Annotated in this window: 18 protein-coding genes; 12 read left to right on the plus strand and 6 right to left on the minus strand. The window is 64.2% G+C overall.

The genetic code is table 11. From position 1 onward, the window contains the following. Nucleotides 1–4: 4 nt before the first annotated feature. The 4 genes from M5C96_RS08990 to M5C96_RS09005 are packed head-to-tail and all read left to right on the plus strand — an operon-like array spanning nt 5 to nt 5,640. On the plus strand, nt 5–1,087 hold the full coding sequence (locus tag M5C96_RS08990; RefSeq protein WP_272568627.1) for a hypothetical protein: 1,083 nt from the start codon (nt 5–7) through the stop codon (nt 1,085–1,087). Then, nucleotides 1,084–1,626: a hypothetical protein gene (locus M5C96_RS08995; RefSeq protein ID WP_272568629.1), complete on the plus strand. Its 543-nt coding sequence runs from the start codon at nt 1,084–1,086 to the stop codon at nt 1,624–1,626. Before M5C96_RS08990 ends, M5C96_RS08995 begins: the two co-directional genes overlap by 4 nt. A gap of 33 nt (nt 1,627–1,659) precedes the next feature. Further along, nucleotides 1,660–2,106, plus strand: coding sequence for a hypothetical protein (locus M5C96_RS09000; RefSeq protein WP_272568630.1), 447 nt, complete (start codon nt 1,660–1,662; stop codon nt 2,104–2,106). A gap of 12 nt (nt 2,107–2,118) precedes the next feature. Beyond that, entirely contained in the window at nt 2,119–5,640 is a 3,522-nt protein-coding gene (locus M5C96_RS09005) for a DEAD/DEAH box helicase (RefSeq protein ID WP_272568631.1), read from the plus strand. Between the two features lie 34 nt (nt 5,641–5,674). Here M5C96_RS09005 and M5C96_RS09010 read toward each other — a convergent pair whose 3' ends face one another. After that, entirely contained in the window at nt 5,675–7,309 is a 1,635-nt protein-coding gene (locus M5C96_RS09010; protein WP_272568634.1) for a recombinase family protein, read from the minus strand. 20 nt (nt 7,310–7,329) lie between these two features. Between M5C96_RS09010 and rimO the strand changes: the two genes are divergently transcribed. After that, nucleotides 7,330–8,742 (plus strand): 30S ribosomal protein S12 methylthiotransferase RimO, encoded by a 1,413-nt coding sequence (gene rimO, locus M5C96_RS09015; protein ID WP_272568636.1) that lies wholly within the window; start codon nt 7,330–7,332, stop codon nt 8,740–8,742. A 227-nt stretch (nt 8,743–8,969) separates the two neighbouring features. Continuing rightward, nucleotides 8,970–10,286, plus strand: coding sequence for an Nramp family divalent metal transporter (locus tag M5C96_RS09020; RefSeq protein WP_272569664.1), 1,317 nt, complete (start codon nt 8,970–8,972; stop codon nt 10,284–10,286). A 36-nt stretch (nt 10,287–10,322) separates the two neighbouring features. On the opposite strand, the gene M5C96_RS09025 is transcribed toward M5C96_RS09020, so the two are convergent. After that, nucleotides 10,323–10,835 carry a hypothetical protein gene (locus M5C96_RS09025; RefSeq protein WP_272568639.1) on the minus strand — a complete coding sequence of 171 codons (513 nt, stop codon included), beginning with the start codon at nt 10,833–10,835 and terminating at the stop codon, nt 10,323–10,325. A gap of 224 nt (nt 10,836–11,059) precedes the next feature. Continuing rightward, nucleotides 11,060–11,950, minus strand: a complete 891-nt coding sequence (locus tag M5C96_RS09030; protein ID WP_272568641.1) for a DMT family transporter — start codon at nt 11,948–11,950, stop codon at nt 11,060–11,062. 158 nt (nt 11,951–12,108) lie between these two features. On the opposite strand from M5C96_RS09030, the gene M5C96_RS09035 reads away from it, so the two are divergent. Continuing rightward, nucleotides 12,109–12,666 (plus strand): helix-turn-helix domain-containing protein, encoded by a 558-nt coding sequence (locus M5C96_RS09035; protein WP_272568643.1) that lies wholly within the window; start codon nt 12,109–12,111, stop codon nt 12,664–12,666. Between the two features lie 81 nt (nt 12,667–12,747). Here the strand turns inward: M5C96_RS09035 and efp are convergent, their stop codons facing one another. From efp to M5C96_RS09050, 3 genes are all read right to left on the minus strand, one after another. Continuing rightward, nucleotides 12,748–13,302, minus strand: a complete 555-nt coding sequence (efp, locus tag M5C96_RS09040; RefSeq protein ID WP_272552191.1) for an elongation factor P — start codon at nt 13,300–13,302, stop codon at nt 12,748–12,750. A gap of 170 nt (nt 13,303–13,472) precedes the next feature. Further along, entirely contained in the window at nt 13,473–14,570 is a 1,098-nt protein-coding gene (earP, locus tag M5C96_RS09045; RefSeq protein WP_272568645.1) for an elongation factor P maturation arginine rhamnosyltransferase EarP, read from the minus strand. Nucleotides 14,571–14,584: 14 nt separating this feature from the next. Continuing rightward, a complete protein-coding gene (locus M5C96_RS09050) occupies nt 14,585–15,484 on the minus strand; it encodes a LysR family transcriptional regulator (RefSeq protein ID WP_272568647.1) in 900 nt (299 codons plus the stop codon). A 131-nt stretch (nt 15,485–15,615) separates the two neighbouring features. Here M5C96_RS09050 and M5C96_RS09055 point away from each other — a divergent pair, with 131 nt between their 5' ends. The 5 genes from M5C96_RS09055 to M5C96_RS09075 all read left to right on the plus strand — a co-directional run bounded on the left by M5C96_RS09055 (nt 15,616) and on the right by M5C96_RS09075 (nt 21,248). Continuing rightward, entirely contained in the window at nt 15,616–16,830 is a 1,215-nt protein-coding gene (locus tag M5C96_RS09055; RefSeq protein WP_272568649.1) for a CaiB/BaiF CoA transferase family protein, read from the plus strand. After that, on the plus strand, nt 16,827–17,858 hold the full coding sequence (locus M5C96_RS09060; protein ID WP_272568651.1) for a hydroxymethylglutaryl-CoA lyase: 1,032 nt from the start codon (nt 16,827–16,829) through the stop codon (nt 17,856–17,858). The genes M5C96_RS09055 and M5C96_RS09060 overlap by 4 nt, the downstream gene beginning before the upstream one ends. 87 nt (nt 17,859–17,945) lie before the next feature. Beyond that, complete coding sequence (locus M5C96_RS09065) at nt 17,946–18,923, plus strand: Bug family tripartite tricarboxylate transporter substrate binding protein (RefSeq protein WP_442867371.1); 978 nt, start codon at nt 17,946–17,948, stop codon at nt 18,921–18,923. Nucleotides 18,924–19,102: 179 nt separating this feature from the next. Continuing rightward, on the plus strand, nt 19,103–20,050 hold the full coding sequence (locus tag M5C96_RS09070; RefSeq protein WP_272568653.1) for a Bug family tripartite tricarboxylate transporter substrate binding protein: 948 nt from the start codon (nt 19,103–19,105) through the stop codon (nt 20,048–20,050). Nucleotides 20,051–20,291: 241 nt separating this feature from the next. After that, entirely contained in the window at nt 20,292–21,248 is a 957-nt protein-coding gene (locus tag M5C96_RS09075; protein WP_272568655.1) for a MurR/RpiR family transcriptional regulator, read from the plus strand. Nucleotides 21,249–21,303: the final 55 nt, after the last annotated feature.

Raw genomic sequence — 21,303 nt, forward strand, 5'->3', positions numbered from 1 at the left:
GTCCATGATTCGACTCCAGAAAACCGTTACTCTAATGCTGCCCTTCCGGCGCTATCCTCTGCGTCTATCGCATCGCCTACTTACAAGTCTTGGCGGCGTGTCGCGCTTTATGCTGAGGGCGCTGGAGGCAGGCTTAACGATGGGCCAACTCGCCGAGGTCACAGGCCTGTCTGACACCACTCTGGTGCAACAGTTGAATTTCCTCGCGCAACACCATTTCGTGCAGATCGACCCTGACGATCTACAAGCCACGGCGAAGCTGAGCGAGCGAGGTCGTCGGATGATCGAGGTAGAGCGGCTGCTGCAACGAGGAGAGCAGTCCATCTGGCTGGACGCCTTTACTCTGAAGCGCCACGCCGTCCACCTGATGGCAAGCCCCGACCCTGAGCATCTGCTGCCAGATCCCGCCGGCCGAGACTTTAGTCCGTACACAGTGGCAGTTGTGCCAGTCCGGGCACGCAGTTACCATGCCTTCGATGAAGTCGGCCGACTGCGCACGCTGCTGAGTACGGACGTGTTGGCTGAGCTGTTAGTGGCCTTTTGGCCCGATGCCAGCGATCTAATCACCGAAGAGATCGATCACTGGGAATACGTCCTTGGCCGGCAAGGAAGCCAGGGCCTGGACTATCTGTCCATTACTTTCGAGCAGGGCACGCTAGCCCTCGATAGCCGCGCGGACCCGCAGAACGCTTCGTTGCCTACGGTCCTGCTGCCCTTGCTCGATCTGACGACGCGCTTTAGCCGCGTGGAAGGCTTTCCCTGGCAGGTCACGGTGCCGGCACCCGTCCGGAAGGTTATCGAAATGGTCAGCCTCTGCGCGGTGCCGGGGCTCGCAGAGCACCCGGTGGCTGAGGCAGTGTTTTCTGGCGAGGCTATCGTCCTGCCAGCCTCTCTAGAGGACGGGCAGCCCGAACAAATAGGCATCACGCAGTTGCCACCTGGCCTATCCGCCAAACTCGGTGTCCGGCACTTTCAGGTTCCGTGCCATATCGACCAGGCGGCCTTCCAATACCAATTGCACGCACAGAAGGGTGTTCAGGTCCTCTCTTCTCAGCACCGATCAGCTAAAGCGGAGGCCTTTGCATGATCGCGGTGGATGTCTTTGCCGACCTCTACGGATGGGACGACAGGGATCGTGCGCGCGGACATCGAGTGGCAGATGCGAGCAAGGCGCTTTACAAAATGGCCAGGGGCGGTGCAACTGCGGCCGGACCGGTGATTTTCGTCGAAGCAGCGCTAGCAGTGCTGGATGCGATCGGAGCCTATGCTCGTTACCGTCAGGCCCAGGAAGTGACCCTCCAGCTGGAAGTGGAGTGCAACACGTTGCGCCAGATGTTGGCGGAATTGCACAAGCAGTTGCGGATCGAGCTTCTGGTGGCTGATCAACAATCCGAAAGTAGGTTGAAAGCTTTGCATCGGCGCTTACAGCAACAGGAGCTGACTATTGAGATTAGTGAAGCGCAGTTCATTGCGCTCTGTAGGCAAGTCAAGGCGCTGGGGCAAGTAGTTGCCAAGCAGCGTCTGAATGCACCGCCAAACTGTGTGACCCTCTTGCAATTGGAGAAGACTTATTACCATCTGGTAGATAGTCAGTTGCAGGCAGCGATGAATTTCGTAAAAGAGTGATTCAACCCAGAAAAGTTTTAGGAGAGATACGTCATGAAGAAACCTGTGCCGAAGCACGATCCGAAGAAAAAGGGAGAAGCCAGTACCCCGTGGAATGACAAAACCGTCGGCAAGGTGTTGGACGTTGCAAAGCAGGGTATGTCCTCCATCGAAAGCCTCGCCGATTTGGGTAAAGAGGTCCAGCGAACCAAGCAGATAGAGATAAAAGCAACTGTCCAGATCACACAGGCTGTAGAAAAGACAGAGCAAACGCGCATCAACGCTGACCGTCAGATCGCTGACATTCATCGCAGTCATTTCAAAGATCGGATGGAGCACGAGCGTGAGATGCAGCGATTGAATAACCAAGCGACCAACGATGCGGCACTGATTCGCCAGCGCGACCGTGTTCTGGACAAGCTGCTGGACAACCCTGGAGACGAGACGCCTCAATTGGCGGACAGCCTGCGCGTGCTGCTACCTAACGGCGATCAGCAGTAAGGCAATTCGGTCATGGTGCCATTCTTTGTGGCTGCAGCAGCCGTATCGTTGGGGGCGACGGCGCTGGCCTTTTTGCTCGATAGAGAAACGGAAGAGGAGCGGGAGCAGCACAAAGCACTCCGACGTCGCAACGACAACCTACGCGGGCAATTCGACTCCGCACATCGCGACCAAGCTCGAGAACTGGCTGGCCGTCGTGCCCAACTGGCCCGGGGACTGGCGCGCAATCGCGCCGAGGCCTGTCGTGGATTCCAACTGCGGGTTAACGTCCCAATGCAGGAGTTTGCTGTACTGACCGCCAGTTTGCGCGCTGATCTGTCGGATTCGTCAATCAGCCCCTATCGACGGAATGCGTTGCGCCTGCTGCAAGGGCGCATCGAAGACACAAGCAACCGGCTGGCGGCCTTTCTCCACTATTGCGACTGGTACCTGAACCAACAAGATTGGTTGGCCGATCGAAAGCGTTTTGAGGATCTGATCGAGTTTCCAGATCCCGCATCTCGCTTGCCGGAGGAGTGGTATTACGACGGTAAGGTCGGTCTGGCCTCCGTCGTGGAATTGAGTGACCAATACAATGACTATGGTCAGCAACTGAGCCTGCAGACGGACAGGCAAGGTGACCACTACAGCGATGCCTTCCAGCGCGCGCTTATGCTGCAGTATCCCGATCAGGATGCAATTCCGGTACAGCTACGGGCTGGCAAGAACCCTCGCTACTTCAAGGCATGCATCCTTCGGGGAGCTTTGTATGTGGAACACATTCTCGAAAAGCTGCCTTGCCTAGCTATCGTTTCCCAATTCAGGCGCAACGCTAGACTTGGTGACGGTTACGAGGTTCGGTGCTTCCCTGGCTTCTGCGCGGTAGACAGCAGGCAGGGGCAGGAAAGTGGCGTGCGGGCCTTTCTCCCTTGCTCGGAGTCGAGCTTTCCCGGCAAGCGCTATCTGCCCGGCGAGAAGATCGAGGTTTTTTTGCACCACCACGATCTGCTGCTGAAAAGCAGTGACCTGACAGTAACTCAGCAGCGCGAATCGCTGGCGCTTGGCGGTGGAAGCTCCGCACCGGTCTTCCTCTATGCAGATGGCCGGCAGTACGACCTCTACCCGGTGCTACAGGAAGCGGCCGCAGGCGCCACTTGGCAGTTGCGTGCCTGTCGCGAGGAGCCGCAAGCGCTGAGCATCACCCTGCAACTTGGTGCTTGGCAGATCGAGACGGAGGCAGAGCTTGGTGGCAGCCAGTTGCGCGTCACAGCGTTGAACCGTTCCGGTGTCGACAGTGTGCTATTGGATCAGTTGCCATTCTCGTTGCGACTGATAGAGGAAAAGTTCAGTGATAGCGTCTACTGCGATCTGCTCCGATTCCAGGAGTTCACGCAGTTCTGTCGCCAACAGGCATTGTTTGGCGACGATGAAGACGCACGCCGGATGTCTGGTCAATTTTTCGAGCGATGGAGTCAAGTGACCGACTATCTGCTGGAGGAGAGCGCATACCAGACCTTCCATTTGTCGCCGATGGCTGAGCCGCAAGATCGCGAGTGGGACTTTGCTTGTGAGCAAAAACTGAAAGATGGAATTCAGCGTCTGACTGATAACGCGCGATTCCCGGTGCGTCTGCATATCGAAGAACTCAACATCAATAACGCGGGGGAGCGGTGGCTGCAGATCGGGGAGCTGAAAGGTGTGCCCGAGGCTTTGCAGGGCGGCGTTTTCCGTCTGCCGCACTCCGGCATCCGCAGGCCGGGAGCGGAACAGGGGTTCTGGCCCGCTAAGCCGGCCCAGTTGCGTTTGCGAATTCCGGATGGTGGAGAACTTGCCAATCTGGGGCGCCAGAAGCGCGCCCTGCAAGCTTTCATGAGCGGCCGACTGCTAAATCGAGCGTTGCAGCAGATTCTGCTGATGCCTAGTCGCTATGCCGCTCAGCCCGATCCTTTTTGGGGTCAGCGTGTGAAAGCAGGCTTGTCCTGGCAGGACCCAAACTGGATAGATCCTGCCTCGGCCAGAGATACCAAGAGAATCATAGAAGCCGCGCTCACCGAATCAAATTTGTACTTGATGCAAGGGCCGCCGGGCACGGGAAAGACGACATGCATCGTCGAACTGCTCTATCAGATTTATGCAGCTAATCCTGCCGCCCGAGTGCTGGTGGTCTCTCAGCAAAACACAGCCGTGGACAACGCGCTGACTCGGTTTTTGAAACGCTATCCAGACTATGCTAAAGATTTGCTTCGGATCAGCAGCGATGCCACCAAGGTACACACCGAGCTTCATCCGCAGGTGACTGAGACGATTCTGAGCAACTACCTAGTCGGGCGCCAGCAGGAATATAGCCGTGCTGCTGGGCTGGGGCAGTCTGCCTGTGCAGCTTGGATCCAGGACTGGATCGAAAGCGTCTACCGGGATGGTTCAAATGGGAGGCCGCAGTTTGACGACGAACTGACCGAGTTACTCGTGGGGGATTACAAGCTGATTGGTGCAACCTGCGTAGGGTTAGCCTCGCGTAGGCACGGTATGGACCGGTTGGTTTTTGATGTTTGCATTGTCGATGAAGGTGGTCGCTCTACCGTACCAGAGTTGTTGATTCCGCTGATGCGCAGTCGCAAGGCCATCATCATCGGTGATCACTTCCAGCTGCCGCCGAGTGTTGCCAGCCGGCTTCGTGAGGCCGATGCTAAGGAAGCCCTACCATTTCTAGAGGAGACATTTCTGAAGACTAGCTTTTTCGAGCAACTCTACGAAAACCTGCCACCAGCGTGCCGGGGTCGATTGCAGGAACAGTTTCGGATGGTCGAGCCAATCGGCGATCTGGTCGCTGACCTGTTCTATACCAATCAGGGCGAGCGTGGCCTGTTCAATGGCAAGACGCATGATCGCACCAAATTTCTGGATCCCCAGCATCCCCTCCGCTGGCATGACGTTCAACTTGGTCTACAAGAGAAAGAGAACGGAGCGGGTCCGAGCCTAGTGAACGTGGAAGAGGCAGAGGCGATCTGTCATTACCTGACGGTGGCAGCAAATGCGCTATTAGCAGATCGAGGGTGCCGGGGCGAAGATGCACTGAAGAAAACTGTAGCCATCATCACACCGTATGGGGCGCAGAAGCGCCTGATTGACCGCTTGCTGGATCGCATTGCGGCCGATGGCGGCCAAATCGCCAAAGTTCTGGATATCGAAGTAGACACCGTGGATGGTTTCCAGGGCAGTGAAGCCGATATCGTTCTGTATTCAACGGTCCGAACGCACGGCAACATTAGCTTTCTGTTGGACCGACAGCGACTAAACGTTGCCTGCTCACGGGCTCGAGAGAATCTTGTGTTTTTCGGCTCTGCTAGGTTTCTTAGAGAGCGTGAAACTCGAAGCGGTCTGTTCCTGTTCAGTCGGATTATTGAGCGCGCCAAGATCAGCTCAAGTGCTGTTCGGCAGAGTGGCGGCACAACAAGGCCTTCCAAGGATCTCGGGCGAACTCGTCGAATTCACAATGAGATCACCTTGAGCAAACACGGGGCACAGTCTGGACCCTATGTGGAGGGCGGAGTTTGAGCGCAGCGCAAGTCTGTGTAAAGCCAGCCTGGCACTACGCCACCATCACCTCTTGTTGAACATCCTCGAGCGCTTGCCATACACCTGATTTGTCCACGCGCAGCATCCGAGAGGCGCCACCCTTTGCAAGCAGTACGACGTCCGTGAACCGATTCTCGTCGTCAGGCCGAACCCCAGTCGAGTAGACGACGATCCTCTCGAACGTGTCTGCCACCAGCTGTTTTGCCTGAAGCCTGGCGTCGTAATCGAGTTCCTGGACACCTTTGGCAAGCTCTGCCCACTTCGCTTGAACACCATTGACGTCGTTACGAGCCAGAGCGCTGATTTGCGCCTCGGTATGAGCCATGGCTCGCTCAAGGGTACGCTTTTCCGTCTCGAGTTCGGACATCTTCTCCACGAGCATCGAAGGAGCAACGCCGGATGATGCCGAGAGGATTGCGTTCATCAGGTTGCCGGATTGTTCTGCAATCTCCCCCGCTCTTTGGCGTTGGGCTTTGAGTTGTTCGCGAAGCGGGGCAGATCGATCACCGCCGTAAAGGGCTCGGAGGTTCAGGATGTCTGAACAGTAGTTCATGATTGCGCGTTCAACCGGTGCAACGGAACGGGAAACCGGGTGAGGGCATGCCTTTCCGTATTGCTTGGCTGCACAGAGCAAACGCCTGTACCCGTCTTTGAGCTTGTCTCCGTGATTTTTGATTTTCCCGAACAGATGCTGGCCAGACATGGCGCATCCGCAGTAGCCGCAGTACGTGATGCCCAGGCCAGTGATGATGTGCGGAATAGTTGATTTGGCACCGCGTCGGCCCCTTTGCCCGTTGACGGCTTGAAGGTCATCCCATTCCGTTGCGGATAGCACAGCTGGGTAATACTCCTTGAGCGCAAATTCGCCCCGGACATCCTCCGTCTCGACCACCACCGTTTTGACGCCGATGAGATTCGGGTTCTTAACGACCTTGTAGAAGTGCGCGCTGCTCAGAAGGCCGTTAAACGGGCTGACACCTTCGGCAGCCAGCTTCGCCGCGATGTCTTGTCCCGATTGGCCTGCGAGGTAGAGCGCGACGGCCTTTCTCAAAGCGTCGACGCGCTCAGGAATGAGCTCCCAGCCGTCGGGCGTTTCCCGGAGCCACTGGGGGTCTTTTCCTTGCCGGAGCTTCCCGCGGAACTTGCCTAGCTCCCAGTCCTTGCACTTACCGACGATGGCGGAAGCGACCCGCTCGCTCTTGTGAGCCGACTCCTCGTGCGCTTTGATCATGTAGAGCACGCTGATGACGAGCTTGATGGAGTCCTTCTTCAGCGACTCGCGGCTATACACCTGTTTATCCGACGCGGTGACCACGGTGAGCCCCGCATTTACAATAGAGGTCAACTGCGCCTGCGCGTCCATCGGATTGGCGCGCGACAGCCGATCGAGCGCCTCGACGATGAGCACGGATCCTGGGGGTACCTTCCCAGCCTCGACGGCAGCCAAGAAGGTTCCCAAGGCTCCCTTGGTGACGTGCTTCTGGTGGAAGGCGCTCAAACCCTCGTCACGCATCGTCAACTCGCTATCCAGACGAAGTCCGTTGTCCTTCGCCCATTTTTCGGCGAAATCGGTCTGTCGTTGAACGCTGTGGCCACTGGCCTGGCGTGGATCTGAGAAGCGGGTGTAGCTGTAGACGAGACCAGACATATTTTAGATAGAGAAGAACTATGACCACGACAACCGAAGCTGCGCTCGACTTGACCCAGAAGCGCAAGGTTCCGAGTATAGGTATGGTATCACTGGGCTGCCCCAAAGCTCTGACCGACTCCGAACTGATCCTCACGCAGCTGAGCGCCGAGGGCTACCAGACCTCCAAGACTTTCGAAGGTGCCGATCTCGTCATCGTCAACACCTGCGGCTTCATCGACGATGCGGTCAAGGAAAGCCTGGACACCATCGGCGAGGCGCTGGCCGAGAACGGCAAGGTCATCGTCACCGGCTGCCTGGGTGCACGGTCCGGCGACGGTGGCGGGAACCTGGTGCGGCAAATGCACCCCAGCGTGCTGGCCGTCACCGGCCCCCATGCCACGCAGGAGGTGATGGATGCCGTTCACCTCAACCTGCCCAAGCCGCACGACCCGTTCATCGACCTGGTGCCGGGCAGCTTCGGCGTGGCGGGCATCAAGCTCACGCCCAAGCACTACGCATACCTCAAGATCAGCGAAGGCTGCAACCACCGCTGCACCTTCTGCATCATCCCCTCCATGCGCGGCGACCTCGTCTCGCGTCCCATCGGCGATGTGCTGAGCGAGGCCAAGGCTTTGTTCGAAGGCGGCGTGAAGGAACTGCTGGTCATCAGCCAGGACACCTCGGCGTTCGGCGTCGATGTGAAGTACCGCACGGGTTTCTGGGACGGCAAGCCCGTCAAGACCCGCATGCTGGAACTGGTGCAGACCCTGGGCGAGATCGCCGAACCCTACGGCGCCTGGGTGCGCCTGCACTACGTGTACCCCTACCCGAGCGTGGATGAGGTCATTCCCCTCATGGCCACGGGCAAGGTGCTGCCGTACCTGGACGTGCCGTTCCAGCACAGCCACCCGGACGTGCTCAAGCGCATGAAGCGCCCCGCCAGCGGCGAGCGCAATCTGGAGCGCATCCAGCGCTGGCGCGAGACCTGTCCCGAAATCGTCATTCGCAGCACCTTCATCGCCGGCTTTCCGGGCGAGACCGAAGAAGAGTTCCAGCACCTCCTGGACTTCGTGCGCGAGGCGCAGATCGATCGTGCAGGCTGCTTTGCCTACAGCGACGTGAACGGCGCGGTGGCCAATGAACTGCCCGGCATGCTGCCGATGGAATTGCGCGAAGAGCGCCGCGCGCGCTTCATGGCCGTGGCCGAGGAAGTGTCCGCCGCCAAGCTGCGCAGCCGCGTGGGCGCCACCATGCAGGTGCTGGTCGACTCCGCCCCCGCGCTGGGCAGAAAGGGCGGCACTGGCCGCACCTATGCCGATGCGCCCGAGATCGACGGCGTGGTGCACCTGCTGCCGCCTGAGAAGATCAGCAAGACGATGAAGGTGGGCGAGTTCACCCGAGCCCGCATCGTCGGCACGCAGGGACATGATCTGGTCGCACTGCCGATCTGACCGGAGGTGGCGCGGGGCCCGCGCGGGCGGGTCGCCGAGGCGGGCGCAGGTCTGACGGCAGATACCGCCCACCGCGCCGTGCCCATGGCGGCGATTGATCGCTCGCCGCATAGCCCGAGCGCGCCGCCCTGGCAACCCCACGCCGTCTATCTGCGCAATAGGCGCGGCGCCATCCCGTCGCGGGCCTGCTGCCGGGCCGGGCTACGTATCATCGACTTCCCATGCCCATGTTCCCCTTGCCGCGCACCGCCACCGCGCCTTTTTGCCCGTCCGAAGTCAAGGGCAGCGTCCAAGTGGACCCCGGCCTCCCGTTTTCCAAAAAGCTGCTGCGCTACGCAGGGCCGGGCCTGCTGGTCTCGGTGGGCTACATGGACCCGGGCAATTGGGCGACGGACATCGAGGCCGGCTCGCGCTTCGGCTACGGGCTGCTCTTCGTCGTGCTGCTGGCGAGCCTCGCCGCCATGCTGCTGCAGACCCTTTGCGTGCGCCTGGGGCTGGTGGCGCGCCGGGACCTGGCCCAACTGTGCCGCGAGCGCTATTCCCCTGCCGTGAACCGGTGCCTCTGGCTGGGGGCGGAACTGGCCATCGTGGCCTGCGACCTGGCCGAGGTGCTGGGCAGCGCGCTGGCGCTGCACCTGCTGTTCGGTGTGTCGATTCCGGTGGGCATCGCCATCACGGCCTTTGACACCGTGCTGGTGCTGGGCTTGCAGGGCGCGGGGTTCCGGCGGGTGGAGGCCATCGTGCTGGCGCTGGTGGCCACCATCGCCGCATGCTTTGCGGTGGAGCTGGCGTTCTCGCAGCCGATCTGGTCGCAGGTGGCGATGGGCTTCGTGCCCAGTCTGGAGCGGCTGCAGCAGCCCGGGGCGCTGTACCTGGCCATCGGCATCGTGGGCGCCACGGTCATGCCGCATAACCTGTACCTGCATTCGTCCATCGTGCAGACCCGGCTGGTGGCCGACACCGATGCGGCGCGGCGCGAGGCCATTCGTTTCTGCACCTGGGATGCCGTGGTGTCGCTGTCGCTCGCGCTGCTGGTGAACGCGGCCATCATGGTGCTGGCCGCCAGTGCCTTCCACCATAGCGGCCACCGCGACGTGGCCGACATCGCCGACGCGTACCACCTCATCGAACCCCTGGTGGGCAGCGCCCTCGCGGCCGCGCTCTTCGGCATCGCGCTGCTGGCCTCGGGCCAGAGCTCGACCTTCACGGGCACCATCGCCGGACAGATCGTGATGGAAGGGTTCCTGGATCTCAAGATTCCCTGCTGGCAGCGGCGCCTCATCACGCGGGGGCTGGCGCTGGTGCCGGCTTTCATGGGCGTGTGGTGGCTGGGCGATGCGGGTGTGGGCAAGATGCTGGTGCTCAGCCAGGTGGTGCTGAGCTTTCAACTGCCCTTCGCGATGTGGCCGCTGATCCGGTTCAGCAGCAGCCCCGAGGTGATGGGCCGCTTTGCCACCGGACGGACCCTCCGGCTAGCGGCCTGGGGGCTGTTTGCCGTGATCTCGCTGGCGAATCTCTGGCTGGTGGCAGCGGTGTTCGGTTGAGAGAGGCGGCTACCGCAGGCCACCGCCGCGTTCAGCTCAATTGGTCGGATAGGCCGTCAGCAGAATCCATTTGCTGCCGACCCTTTCGAAGTCGAGCTGAACGTTGGAGAACTGCGATTTGGTCTTGGTGGTGCATTCGCCGTTGGCGTTGGCCGCGGTGCAGTTGAAGCCGCCGATCAGGTCTTGCTTCAGCACGCTGTAGACCGTCACCTTTTGTCGTGCATGCGTGCCGGAGCACTTGACGGCATTTCCTTTGTATTTCTTCGGGTCCTGGTAGCTGTTCCAGAAGGCGCTGTAGTCTCCCACGCTGGAGAACAGCGTCTTGTCCTGCTGGCTGGAGCCCTGGGGCGGTGTCGCGCCGAAGACGTGCTGGTTGAGGTGGCCGCCATCGGCGTTGTTGTTAGCCGAGACGGCGCTGTGCTGCACGGTCGCGATGGCGCGGCATTCCACGGCGTGGGCATTGCGGCTGAGGCCCGGGGCCATGAGCAGCGCGGCCATGGCGGACAGCGCCAAGGGGGTGGTGGACGAAAAAAAGCGGATCGAATGCATGCGGGCTCCCTGGGTGTTATGTAAGGCAATCGTCACCGGAAGGCCTTGCAATTGCCCACCCGAAGCCCCTGTGCCATGGCGGGCCTGGATGCTGGCAAGGGGTGTGCGCCTGTCGGTCTTCCGGTGGCTCCATTCTGGAAAGACTCCCCTTGCGGCGCTCTGAAGATTGCGTGAATCCTCCTGAAATGGGCTGAAGCACGGCAGCGCACGCTTGGTGCGCGTGGCTATCGCGGCGCTGGGCGGCGTGCAGCCATGGGCCATCCGAAGTTCATCCCTGCCACGGCCATGAGGATGGCGACGGCCCCACCGACCTGCATGGGGCTCAGCCGATGGCCGAAGGCCCACGCATCGACCCCGATGGCCACGATGGGATAGATGAACGACAGAACGCCCACCATCGACGTCGATAGCTTCTGGATGGCGCTGTACAGGAGCGTGGACATCAGGCCCGTGTGAATGAACCCGATCGCCAGCAGCAAACCCCAGGTGGGTAGCGTCGCTTCGCCCGTCGGGGCCTGGGCGAACGGCAGCAAAAGCAGGGTGCCGACGATCAGCTGGATCAGGACGATCAGGCGGGGCGGCACGCCGCTCAGCCTTTTGGTGATCGCGGCCGCCATGGCATAGAAGAACGCGGCGGCCAGTGCCAGTCCGACGCCTTCCAGGTAGCCGGAGGGCGGCACGCCCCACTGTCCACCGCCGACGACGATGAGCACGAGGCCGCCGAACGCGATGCCCAGCCAACCCGCTTGCGACGCGGTCCGCTTTTCTCCGAAGAACAGCGCCCCCAGCGCCACGAGCATGAAGGGCTGGGTATGGTAGGTCACCGTGGCAATCGCGATGGATGCGTGCGAGTAGGCGGCAAACAGCAGGCCCCAGCTGGCCGCCAGGGCGATGCCGCCGAGTGCGGCCATGCCGGCTTGCCTGCGGCCGATGTTCCATCGCGCCGGCTGGCCCCGAAGGAGACAGAGCATCAGCAGCGCCGCGGCACCGAAAGCGCAGCGCCAGAAGACCACCGAAGCGGCGGGCATTCCGGTTTGCAGCACCAGCCAGCCCACCGTGCCGGCGATGACCATGGCGGTGGTCATCTCCAGCGTGCCTGCCGTTTTCGCATTCATGGATCGTTGCCTGTGGTGCATGCCAAGTCGCCTGGGCAAGGGGTCGGAATGATGCGGTTCGTTCTTTAAAAAGAACGAACGAGCGGTATGATGAACTTGCTTCATTCGTTCGTCAAGTCGAACGATTGTTCTTTTTGACGAGATAAAATGACCATCTCTTGACCACCAGTCCTTCACCCATCCGCCTGTTGGCCGCGGCCGTGCGCCGCGAGCGCGAGCGCCTCGGCCTGTCCGTGTCCGAACTCGCCAAACGGGCGGCCATCGCCAAATCGACGCTCTCCCAACTGGAGGCGGGCGTCGGCAATCCGAGCCTGGAAACGCTCTGGGCGCTTGCCACCGCGCTGGATGTGCAGGTGACGCAATTGATCGCCCAGCCCAGAACCCATGTGCAGGTCATCCGGGCCCATGAGGGGGTGGCGCTGGCTTCGGAGCAGGCGAATTACGCTGCGACCCTGCTGGCGGTGTGCCCTGCCGGCGTGCAGCGCGATCTCTATCGCCTGACGGTCCAGCCCGGCGCACCTAGGACTTCCGAGCGCCATTTGCCGGGCACGGTGGAGCACGTCGTCCTGTGCAGTGGACGCGCCCGTCTGGGGCCGGTCGGCCATCTGGTGGAACTCGGCCCGGGGGACTATGCCAGCTACTCGGCGGATGAAACGCATGTGTTCGAAGCGCTCGAACCCCAGACGACGGCGGTCATGCTGATCGAGCACACATGACATGGCCTGGCCCACCGGAAATGAAAAAGGGCACCGGCCGAAGCGGGTGCCCTTTGGGGATCGAAGTTCGATCCGGATCGATCAGACGCGCTTGCGGTATTCGCCCGTGCGGGTGTCGATTTCGATCTTGTCGCCCTGGCTCACGAACAGCGGCACGGGCACTTCGAAGCCGGTGGCGATCTTGGCGGGCTTGAGCACCTTGCCGGACGTGTCGCCCTTGACGGCGGGTTCCGTCCAGGTGACTTCGCGTTCCACGCTGGTGGGCAGTTCGACCGAGATGGCCTTGCCGTCGTAGAACACCACTTCGACGGTCATGCCGTCTTCCAGGTAGTTCAGTGCGTCGCCCATGTTCTCGGCTTCGACTTCGTACTGGTTGAACTCGGTGTCCATGCAGACGTACATCGGGTCGGCGAAGTAGGAGTAGGTGCACTCCTTCTTGTCCAGGATGACGTTGTCGATCTTGTCGTCGGCCTTGAACACGTTTTCGGTGCCGAAGTTGCCGATCAGGCTCTTGAGCTTCATGCGGACCGTGGCGGCGCCGCGGCCGCCGCGTGCGTATTCGGTCTTCAGGACGACCATCGGGTCCTTGCCGTGCATGATCACATTGCCGGCGCGGATTTCTTGAGCGATTTTCATAGCAGATTGCTGGGCTGGGGTTGAAGCCGCTCTACGCGCCGGGGCGCTGCGGGCGCTGCCTGAGAGGTGCAGCGCAAGGTCCGAGCGCCAGCGCATGTTCCGCGGCGGGATGCGCCGGCCGGTCACTTCGTCAGAAAGTGCCGCCTTGGGTTGGCGCAAAACCGTGGATTTTAGCTTTTTTCGGCAACGAACCCCAGCAGTTGGGTCAACAGATCGTCCTGCGCGAGCAGCCGTGCGCGGGCTGCCTGCACGGTCGCGCGCCATTTCTGCAGCGTGGCGGCGTCCAGGGCGGGCAGGGGGCTGTCCTGTTCGAGTCCGTTCCACAGCGCGTGGAAACGCCGCAGCGAAGGCGGCGCCTGGAGCCAGTCCAGGAACGCGTGCAGCTTGGCGTGGTGGGCCTGGTCGTCCTGGGGATAGATGTGCCACACGAAGGGCTGGCCGGCCCACAGGGCGCGCACCAGTGAGTCCTCGCCGCGCACGCAGTTGAAATCGCAGGCCCACAGCATCTCGTCGAACGCCGGCTGGGGGCAGGGAGCGAGGTATGAAATCGATAGCAGGCTGCCGGCGTCTTGATTGCGCTGGAGGCCAATTCGGTCCTGATTGTCCAGCGCCTGGACGGCTGCCGTTGCGCGGCCGGGGGTGACGAGCAAATGGGCGCCGGCATGCTGCCGCAACCGGTCGAGCAGCGAAGGCAAGGCGGGTGGCTCGTAGCAAAACAGCGAAACGGCGAAGGCCCCGGCCGCCACGCCATGGCGGGCACGCCAGCCGGCGCGGTCGAAGGCGGCCTGGCGGTCCATCAACCCCGGTTCGCGCAACAGCCCGCCCGTGCGGCGGGTGAACCCGGGGTAGAAGAACCAGCGCGTGCAGCCCGCGCCGGGGCCCGACATCAGCAGGGAGGGCAGGCGGTGGCTGCGCTCCACATAGCTTTCGGCGCTGAGGTACTCCAGGTTGATCCAAAGGCATTTTTGGCCTGATGCCCTAGTGGAATATGCCATGGATGCTATGAAATCAGGAGCAATCTCGCAACCGAACGCCTCGATGACCACGTCGCCCGCGCCGTCGGGCGGGGCCTGCGCAGGCCAGGGCAGGACCTGCACGCCCGGTGCGCCGGCAGGGGCCATCCAGCCCAGCGCGGTGGCGTCGTCCGTCCACAGGCGCACGGCGTGGCCCCGCCCGGCCAGGTCGGCTGCGAGGCGCCAGCACACGCCGATGTCGCCGTAGTTGTCGATGACCTGGCAGAACAGGTCCCAGCGCAGGGGGGAGGCCATGGGGTGCGCAGGGCTCATGCGCCGCCCCCGGCCGGCGCCCTCAGATGCTCCACCAGCAGCTGCGCCACGCGCGACAGCGGCTCCCCGGACCGCACGCACAGCGACAGCTGCCGGTGCGCCCACGGCTCGGCCAGGGTGATGGGCCGCAGGGCCAGGGTCGCGCGGTACAGCTGGGCGCTGCCGCGGGGCAGCACGCCCACGCCCAGGCCCGCGGACACCATGAGGCAAAGCGCGTCGTAGCTGGTCACCTGGATGCGCAGCTTGAGCGGCAGGCCGGCTTCGGCCGCCGCGCGGGTGAGCTGGTTGTTGATGGCGCTGCCCGGGTGCACGCCCACGAAGTCGAACGGCAGCGCATCGGCCAGCCGCACCGAGCGCCGCCGGGCCAGCGGATGGCCGGCGGGGGCGATCAGCACCAGCTCGTCGGTGCGGTAGGGCAGCAGGGCGACGCGCTCGCCGTAGCTGCCGTGGTTGAGGATGCCCACGTCCGCGGCGTTCTCGGCCACCGAATGGGCGATGGCGCTGCTGATCTGCTCCTGCAGCCGCACCTGGACCTGCGGGTGCGCGGCCATGAAGGCCGGCAGCTCGGCCGGCAGGAACTGGGTGATGGCCGAGATGTTGGCCACCACGCGCACGTGGCCCCGCACCCCGGCGCGAAAGTCGCGCATCTGCAGGGCGATGCCATCGAGTTCGTTGAGCACGCCACGCGCCATGTTCAGCAGCGCATAGGCCGCGTCGGTGGGCTCGGTACCCCGGTTGCTGCGGCTGAAAAGCTCCACCTGCAGGGTGCCCTCCAGCTCGGCCAGGCGCCGACTGGCGGCCGACGGGGCGATGTGCTCGCGCGCCGCGGCGCGGGCGATGGCGTTTTCTTCCATCACCGCCACGAACAGGCGCAGGGAAACCGGGTCGAGCTTCATGGGCGCCGATGGTACTGCCGCCGGGCAGCCGGCCATGCCGGTTTGCGATGGCGGCGTCGCGCATCGGGGTTTTGCGGTGGGCGGGGGCCACGGCATGATCCGCGCCATTCGAACGAAGGGACGCGACAGGAATGACGACGACGGATACGACAGCAGCCCCCGCCGCCCTGGCCGGGGTGCGGGTGATCGAGATGGGCCAGTTGATCGCCGGGCCGTTTTGCGGCAAGACGCTGGGCGAGTTCGGGGCCGATGTGGTGAAGATTGAGGCGCCCGGCGCGGGCGATCCGCTGCGCAACTGGCGGCTGATCAAGGAAGGCACCTCGGTGTGGTGGCAGGTGCAGTCGCGCAACAAGCGTTCGCTGGCGCTGGACCTGCGCCAGCCGGAAGGGCAGGACATCGCACGCCGGCTCATCGCCGAGGCCGATGTGCTGATCGAGAACTTTCGCCCCGGCACGCTGGAGGACTGGGGCATGTCGCCCGAGGCGCTGCATGCGCTCAACCCCGGGCTGGTGATCCTGCGCATCTCGGGCTACGGGCAGACCGGCCCCTACCGCGACCTGCCGGGCTTCGGAATGATCGGCGAGGCGATGGGTGGCCTGCGCCACCTGACGGGCGAGCCCGGCCGCGTGCCGGTGCGCGTGGGTGTCTCCATCGGCGACACGCTGGCGGCGCTGCACGGCACCGTGGGCGTGCTGACGGCGCTCTACCACCGCAAGGTGAACGGCGGCAAAGGCCAGGTGATCGACGTGGCGCTGCACGAAGCCGTATTCAACGTGATGGAGAGCCTCATTCCCGAGTACAGCGCCTTCGGTGCCGTGCGCGACGCAGCCGGCAGCGCGCTGCCGGGCATCGCGCCGTCCAACGCGTATCCGTGCACCGATGGCTGGGTGCTGGTGGCAGGCAATGGCGACAGCATCTTCAAGCGGCTGATGGAGGCCATCGGCCGGCCCGACCTGGCGGCGGCGCCCGACCTGGGGAGCAATGCCGGGCGGGTGGCCCGGGTGGCGGAGATCGACGCGGCCATCGGCGAATGGACGGCCGGGCGCACCGTGCAGGCGGTGCTGGAGGGCCTGGGCGCTGCCCGCGTGCCCGCCGGCAAGGTGTACACGGCGCAGGACATCGCCGAAGACCCGCACTACCGCGCCCGCGACATGCTGCTGCCGCAGACCACGCGCGACGGCTATGTGGTCGAGGTGCCGGGCATCGTGCCCAAGCTGTCGGGCACGCCGGGAACGATCCGCTCCAGTGCGCCGCACCTGGGCGACGACACCGATGCGGTGCTGGCCGAGGCGGGACTGACCGCCGAACAGATCGCGCTGCTGCGCAGCAAGGGGGTGATCCAATGACCGCGACTCGGAACCCGTCGAACGGGGCGGATGAAACGCGCGAAGCCCGGGCCGGCGTGTGGAACGGCAATGGCCGCCGCATCCACCTGCAGGAAGTGGGAACGCGCGACGGCCTGCAGATGGAGCAGGCCTTCGTGCCCACGGAAGACAAGATCGCGCTGGTCGATGCGCTGTCGGCGGCGGGCCTGTCGAAGATCGAGGTGACGGCGTTCGTCTCGCCCACGGCGATACCGGCGCTGCGCGATGCCGAGATCGTGATGCGCGAGATCGTGCGGCGCCCCGGCACGGTGTACAGCGCGCTGGTGCCCAACGTGCGCGGCGCCGAGCGCGCCATCGAGGCGCTCACCGACGAGCTGAACCTGGTCATGTCGGCCAGCGAGACGCACAACCTGGCCAACCTGCGCATGGCGCGCGCGCAATCGTTCGCGGCGCTGTCGCAGGTGGTGGCCACCGCCCAGGCCGCGGGCGTGGCGGTGAACGTGTCCCTGTCGTGCGTGTTCGGCTGCCCCATGGAAGGCGATGTGGCGCAGGCGCAGGTGTTCGGCTGGGTGGAGCGCTTCGCCGACCTGGGCGTGCGCGGCATCACCCTGTGCGACACGACCGGCATGGCGTATCCGACCCAGGTGGCGCATCTCACCGCTGCCGCCCGGGCGCGCTGGCCGGGGGTGGATTTCACGCTGCACTTTCACAACACGCGCGGCATGGGGTTGGCGAACGTGCTCGCCGCCATCGATGCGGGGGCGGACCGTTTCGATGCGTCGCTCGGCGGCCTGGGTGGCTGCCCCTATGCGCCGGGTGCGTCGGGCAACGTGTGCAGCGAGGAGATCGCGCACGCGCTGCAATGGATGGGCTACGACACGGGCGTGGATCTTTCACAGCTGATCGCCGCGGCGGCCCGGTTGCCCGGGCTGATCGGCCACGACATTCCCAGCCAGATCGTGAAGGCGGGGCGGCGGCTGGACCTGCACCCGGTGCCGGACGGCTTCGAGGCGATCCGCGAAAGGGCACGGGCGCGCGAAGCCGCCTGAACGCCGGGCGGCAACGGCTTTCCTGCGGGAAGGCCCGCAGGCCGGCGCGGCGCGATGCATCGATCAAAAACCAAGGAGACAAAAAGGATGGACACGCATTCACTCTCGCGCCGCGCGGCGCTGGGCACGCTGCTGTGCGGCATGGCGAGCACGGCCCTGGCGCAGGCGGCCTACCCCCAGCGTGCGATCACCCTCGTGGTGCCGCAGCAGGCCGGCGGCGCCAACGACGCGATCGCCCGCGTGGTGGCGCAAAAGCTGTCGGAACAACTGGGCCAGCCGGTGGTGGTGGACAACCGCCCCGGCGCAGGCGGCAACGTGGGCACGGCTGCGGCGGCCAAGGCCCGGCCGGATGGCTACACCCTGCTGCTCACGGCGGACAGCGCGCAGGTCATCAACCCCCGGCTCTACCAGCACACCGGGTTCGATCCGGTGAAGGATTTCGAGCCGGTGGCGCCGCTGGCCACGGCGGGCTATGTTCTGGTGGCGAACCCGGCGTTTCCCGCGTCCAACGTGGCCGAGCTGGTGGCGCTGGCCAAGGCGCATCCGGGCCAGTACGCCATCGCCTCGGCGGGCAATGGCACGCTCAACCACCTGATCGGCGAGATGCTGCAAAAGACCGCGGGCATCACGCTGCAGCACGTGCCCTACAAGGGCTCCGCCGCAGCGGCCACGGACGTGGTGGGTGGGCAGGTGCCGCTGTCGGTGCAGAGCCTGCCGTCCTCCATCGCCTTCATCAAGGCCGGCAAGCTCAAGGTGTTGGGCGTGGTGAACACGCGGCGCGTGGCGGCCTTGCCGGACGTGCCCACCATCGGCGAGACGCTGGCGGGTTTCGGCCAGACACCGTGGTACGGGCTTTTCGCGCCGGCCGGCACCCCGCCCGCCGTGGTCGCGCGGCTGCAGGCCGAGGTGGCCAAGGCGCTGGAGCAGAAAGACGTGGCCGAGCGGCTCGCCGCCGTGGGGTGCGAGCCCTACAAGGGCAACTCGGCCCAGCTGGCGGCGTTGGTGCGGGACGACCTCGCGCGCTGGGGCCGGGCGGTGAAGGACACCGGTGCCAAGCTGGATTGACGGCAGGCCGACCGGCCCGTGCGGACCGAGGGCGGTGCGCGACCCGCCGCCGCAGGGCCGTCTTTCTTTTGAATTTCAAAAAACCAAGGAGACATGACATGAGAACGAGAGCGAAAACGACAGCGACAGCGACAACGGTCACCCCGACCACCCCTTGCGCATCCCGTCGCAGGGCGGCGATGGCCATCGTGCTGGCTGCGGCCTTCGCCTTCCCCGCCTGGGCGCAGGGCGGCTATCCGAACAAGCCGGTCACCCTGGTCGTGCCCACCGCCGCGGGCGGCACCACGGATCTGTCCGCACGCATGCTCGCGCAGGCCCTGGGCCCGGTGCTGGGCCAGTCGGTGGTGGTGGACAACAAGGGCGGCGGCAACGGCAACATCGCCGCCGGCGCCGTCAAACGGGCCGAGCCCGATGGGTACACGCTGCTCATGCAGTACTCGGGCTATCACGTGATCTCGCCACTGCTCACCCGGCAAAAGCAATGGGAGCCGGGCGATTTCCAACCCATTGCGAACGTGCTGTCGGCGCCGCAGATCATCGTCGTGCGCGACGGCCTGCCCGTGAAGACGCTGGCCGATCTGATCGCCTACGCCAAGGCGCATCCCGGCAAGCTCAACTACGCCTCGTCCGGCAACGGCTCGCTGCAGCACGTCACCGGTGCCATGCTGGAGCAGCAGGGCGGCGTGAAGATGGTGCACGTGCCGTACAAAGGCACCGGCCCGGCGCTGCAGGACCTGCTGGGCGGGCAGGTGGACCTGACCTTCGGCACCGCGCCACCGTTCATGCCCCACATCCAGGCCGGCAAGCTGCGCGTGCTGGCGGTCACCGGAAAGCAGCGCCTGGCCAGCCTGCCGGACGTGCCCACCACCGCCGAGGCGGGCTACCCCAAGGTGGATGCCACGTCGTGGTTCGCGCTGTTCGCCCCGGCCCATGTGCCGAAGGCGGTGGTGGACAAGCTGGTGGCCGATGTGCGCACCGTGGTGCAAAACCCCGCATTCCAGCAAAAGGCCCTGGAGCAGGGCGCCACCGCCGACTACCAGGGACCGCAACCGCTCGCCGAGCGGGTGAAGGCCGATCTGGCCAACTGGGCACAGGTGGTCAAGGCTTCCAAGATCGAGGCGGACTGATCGTTCCTCGCCCCTCGGGCCACCCTCTGAGGCCCCCCAGCCATCGAAGCCCTGCGCAGCGCGCAGGGCTTTTTGCTTTGTGCGCTTCGCGGTGCGCCGAGACAACGGGAGGGTCGCCGTGCACGGGCGCGTCATGCGCTTGTAAAAATTCTTTGAATGATTGAATTTTTTCTTTAATATGACGGTGTTGTAAATTTTTTATCAAAAGCGGTTGAACGCTTTTCCACCCGACACCTCTCCCATGTCCGCTGTTCCCGACCCGAGCACCGAAGCCCCGACGATCGCCATCCGCATCGGCCGGGTGCGTCCCACGCTCACCCGGTCGCACCAGCAGATGGCGGACTACGTGCTGGCCCACCCGCTGCAGGCGGCCACCATGCCCATCGACGAACTCGCGGCGGCGGTGGGCGTTTCCATCGCAACGGCCAACCGCTTCGCCCGGGCCATCGGCCTGGACGGCTACCCCATGCTGCGGGCCGAGCTGGTGCGCGGTTTCGAAGCCATGCTGGCGCCCATCGAGAAGATGCGTATCAAGCTGGAAAAGCCCAGCAGCATCGGCGACGTGTTCGCCGCCGCGCTGGAGGAAAGCCAGCGCAACATCGCCGCCACGCGTGAGGCCCTGGACCCAGCCGCGTGCGAGGCTGCGGTGCAGGCCATCGTGGGGGCGCGGCGCATCTACCTGGCCGGCTTCGGCGCCAGCGGCTGGCTCGCCGGGCTGCTGCAGCGCGGGCTGGATGCGCATTGCGACGGCGTGCACCTGCTGGCCGGGGTGGCGGGTGCGTCCTACGGCGCGCGGCTACTGCCGCGCATGGGCGAGGAAGACCTTTTCATCGCCATCAGCTACCCCCGCTACCTGACCGACACCGTCGTGCTGGCGCAGGGCGCCTTCGAGCGCGGTGTGCGCGTGCTGGCATTGACCGACGGGCTGCAGTCGCCCCTGGTGCCGTTTGCCCATGGCTGCCTGTTCGCGCAGACCGAAAACCAGTACGCGGCCAATTCCGAATCTTCGGCGCTGGCCATGATCGAGGCGCTCACCAGTGCCGTGGCGCACCAGGCCAAGGAGTCGGTGAAGACCGCGGCGCGCATGACCGAGGCGGTGCTGCCCTGGCTGCACGACAGCTCGCGCACCCGGCTGGCGCCACGCTCGGCCGACACCACCGCCAGGAAGCCCGCTGCCAAGGGCAGTGGCCGCGCCTGAACGGCGGCCGCATCCATCGCTCCCCGATCGTCTTTCGCCTGGCCGATTGATTCGT

The organism is Acidovorax sp. GBBC 1281, assembly GCF_028473645.1.
Taxonomy (GTDB): domain Bacteria; phylum Pseudomonadota; class Gammaproteobacteria; order Burkholderiales; family Burkholderiaceae_C; genus Paracidovorax.

What these genes read in the sequence shown, in the direction of transcription:
- M5C96_RS09055 (WP_272568649.1), top strand. Translation starts at nt 15,616, where the DNA reads ATGACGACGACGGATACGACAGCAGCCCCCGCCGCCCTGGCCGGGGTG.
- M5C96_RS08995 (WP_272568629.1), top strand. Translation starts at nt 1,084, where the DNA reads ATGATCGCGGTGGATGTCTTTGCCGACCTCTACGGATGGGACGACAGG.
- M5C96_RS09000 (WP_272568630.1), top strand. Translation starts at nt 1,660, where the DNA reads ATGAAGAAACCTGTGCCGAAGCACGATCCGAAGAAAAAGGGAGAAGCC.
- M5C96_RS09005 (WP_272568631.1), top strand. Translation starts at nt 2,119, where the DNA reads ATGGTGCCATTCTTTGTGGCTGCAGCAGCCGTATCGTTGGGGGCGACG.
- M5C96_RS09010 (WP_272568634.1), bottom strand. Translation starts at nt 7,309, where the DNA reads ATGTCTGGTCTCGTCTACAGCTACACCCGCTTCTCAGATCCACGCCAG.
- rimO (WP_272568636.1), top strand. Translation starts at nt 7,330, where the DNA reads ATGACCACGACAACCGAAGCTGCGCTCGACTTGACCCAGAAGCGCAAG.
- earP (WP_272568645.1), bottom strand. Translation starts at nt 14,570, where the DNA reads ATGGCCTCCCCCCTGCGCTGGGACCTGTTCTGCCAGGTCATCGACAAC.
- M5C96_RS09060 (WP_272568651.1), top strand. Translation starts at nt 16,827, where the DNA reads ATGACCGCGACTCGGAACCCGTCGAACGGGGCGGATGAAACGCGCGAA.
- M5C96_RS09050 (WP_272568647.1), bottom strand. Translation starts at nt 15,484, where the DNA reads ATGAAGCTCGACCCGGTTTCCCTGCGCCTGTTCGTGGCGGTGATGGAA.
- M5C96_RS09075 (WP_272568655.1), top strand. Translation starts at nt 20,292, where the DNA reads ATGTCCGCTGTTCCCGACCCGAGCACCGAAGCCCCGACGATCGCCATC.
- M5C96_RS09030 (WP_272568641.1), bottom strand. Translation starts at nt 11,950, where the DNA reads ATGAATGCGAAAACGGCAGGCACGCTGGAGATGACCACCGCCATGGTC.
- M5C96_RS09065 (WP_442867371.1), top strand. Translation starts at nt 17,946, where the DNA reads ATGGACACGCATTCACTCTCGCGCCGCGCGGCGCTGGGCACGCTGCTG.
- M5C96_RS08990 (WP_272568627.1), top strand. Translation starts at nt 5, where the DNA reads ATGATTCGACTCCAGAAAACCGTTACTCTAATGCTGCCCTTCCGGCGC.
- M5C96_RS09070 (WP_272568653.1), top strand. Translation starts at nt 19,103, where the DNA reads ATGGCCATCGTGCTGGCTGCGGCCTTCGCCTTCCCCGCCTGGGCGCAG.
- efp (WP_272552191.1), bottom strand. Translation starts at nt 13,302, where the DNA reads ATGAAAATCGCTCAAGAAATCCGCGCCGGCAATGTGATCATGCACGGC.
- M5C96_RS09025 (WP_272568639.1), bottom strand. Translation starts at nt 10,835, where the DNA reads ATGCATTCGATCCGCTTTTTTTCGTCCACCACCCCCTTGGCGCTGTCC.
- M5C96_RS09020 (WP_272569664.1), top strand. Translation starts at nt 8,970, where the DNA reads ATGTTCCCCTTGCCGCGCACCGCCACCGCGCCTTTTTGCCCGTCCGAA.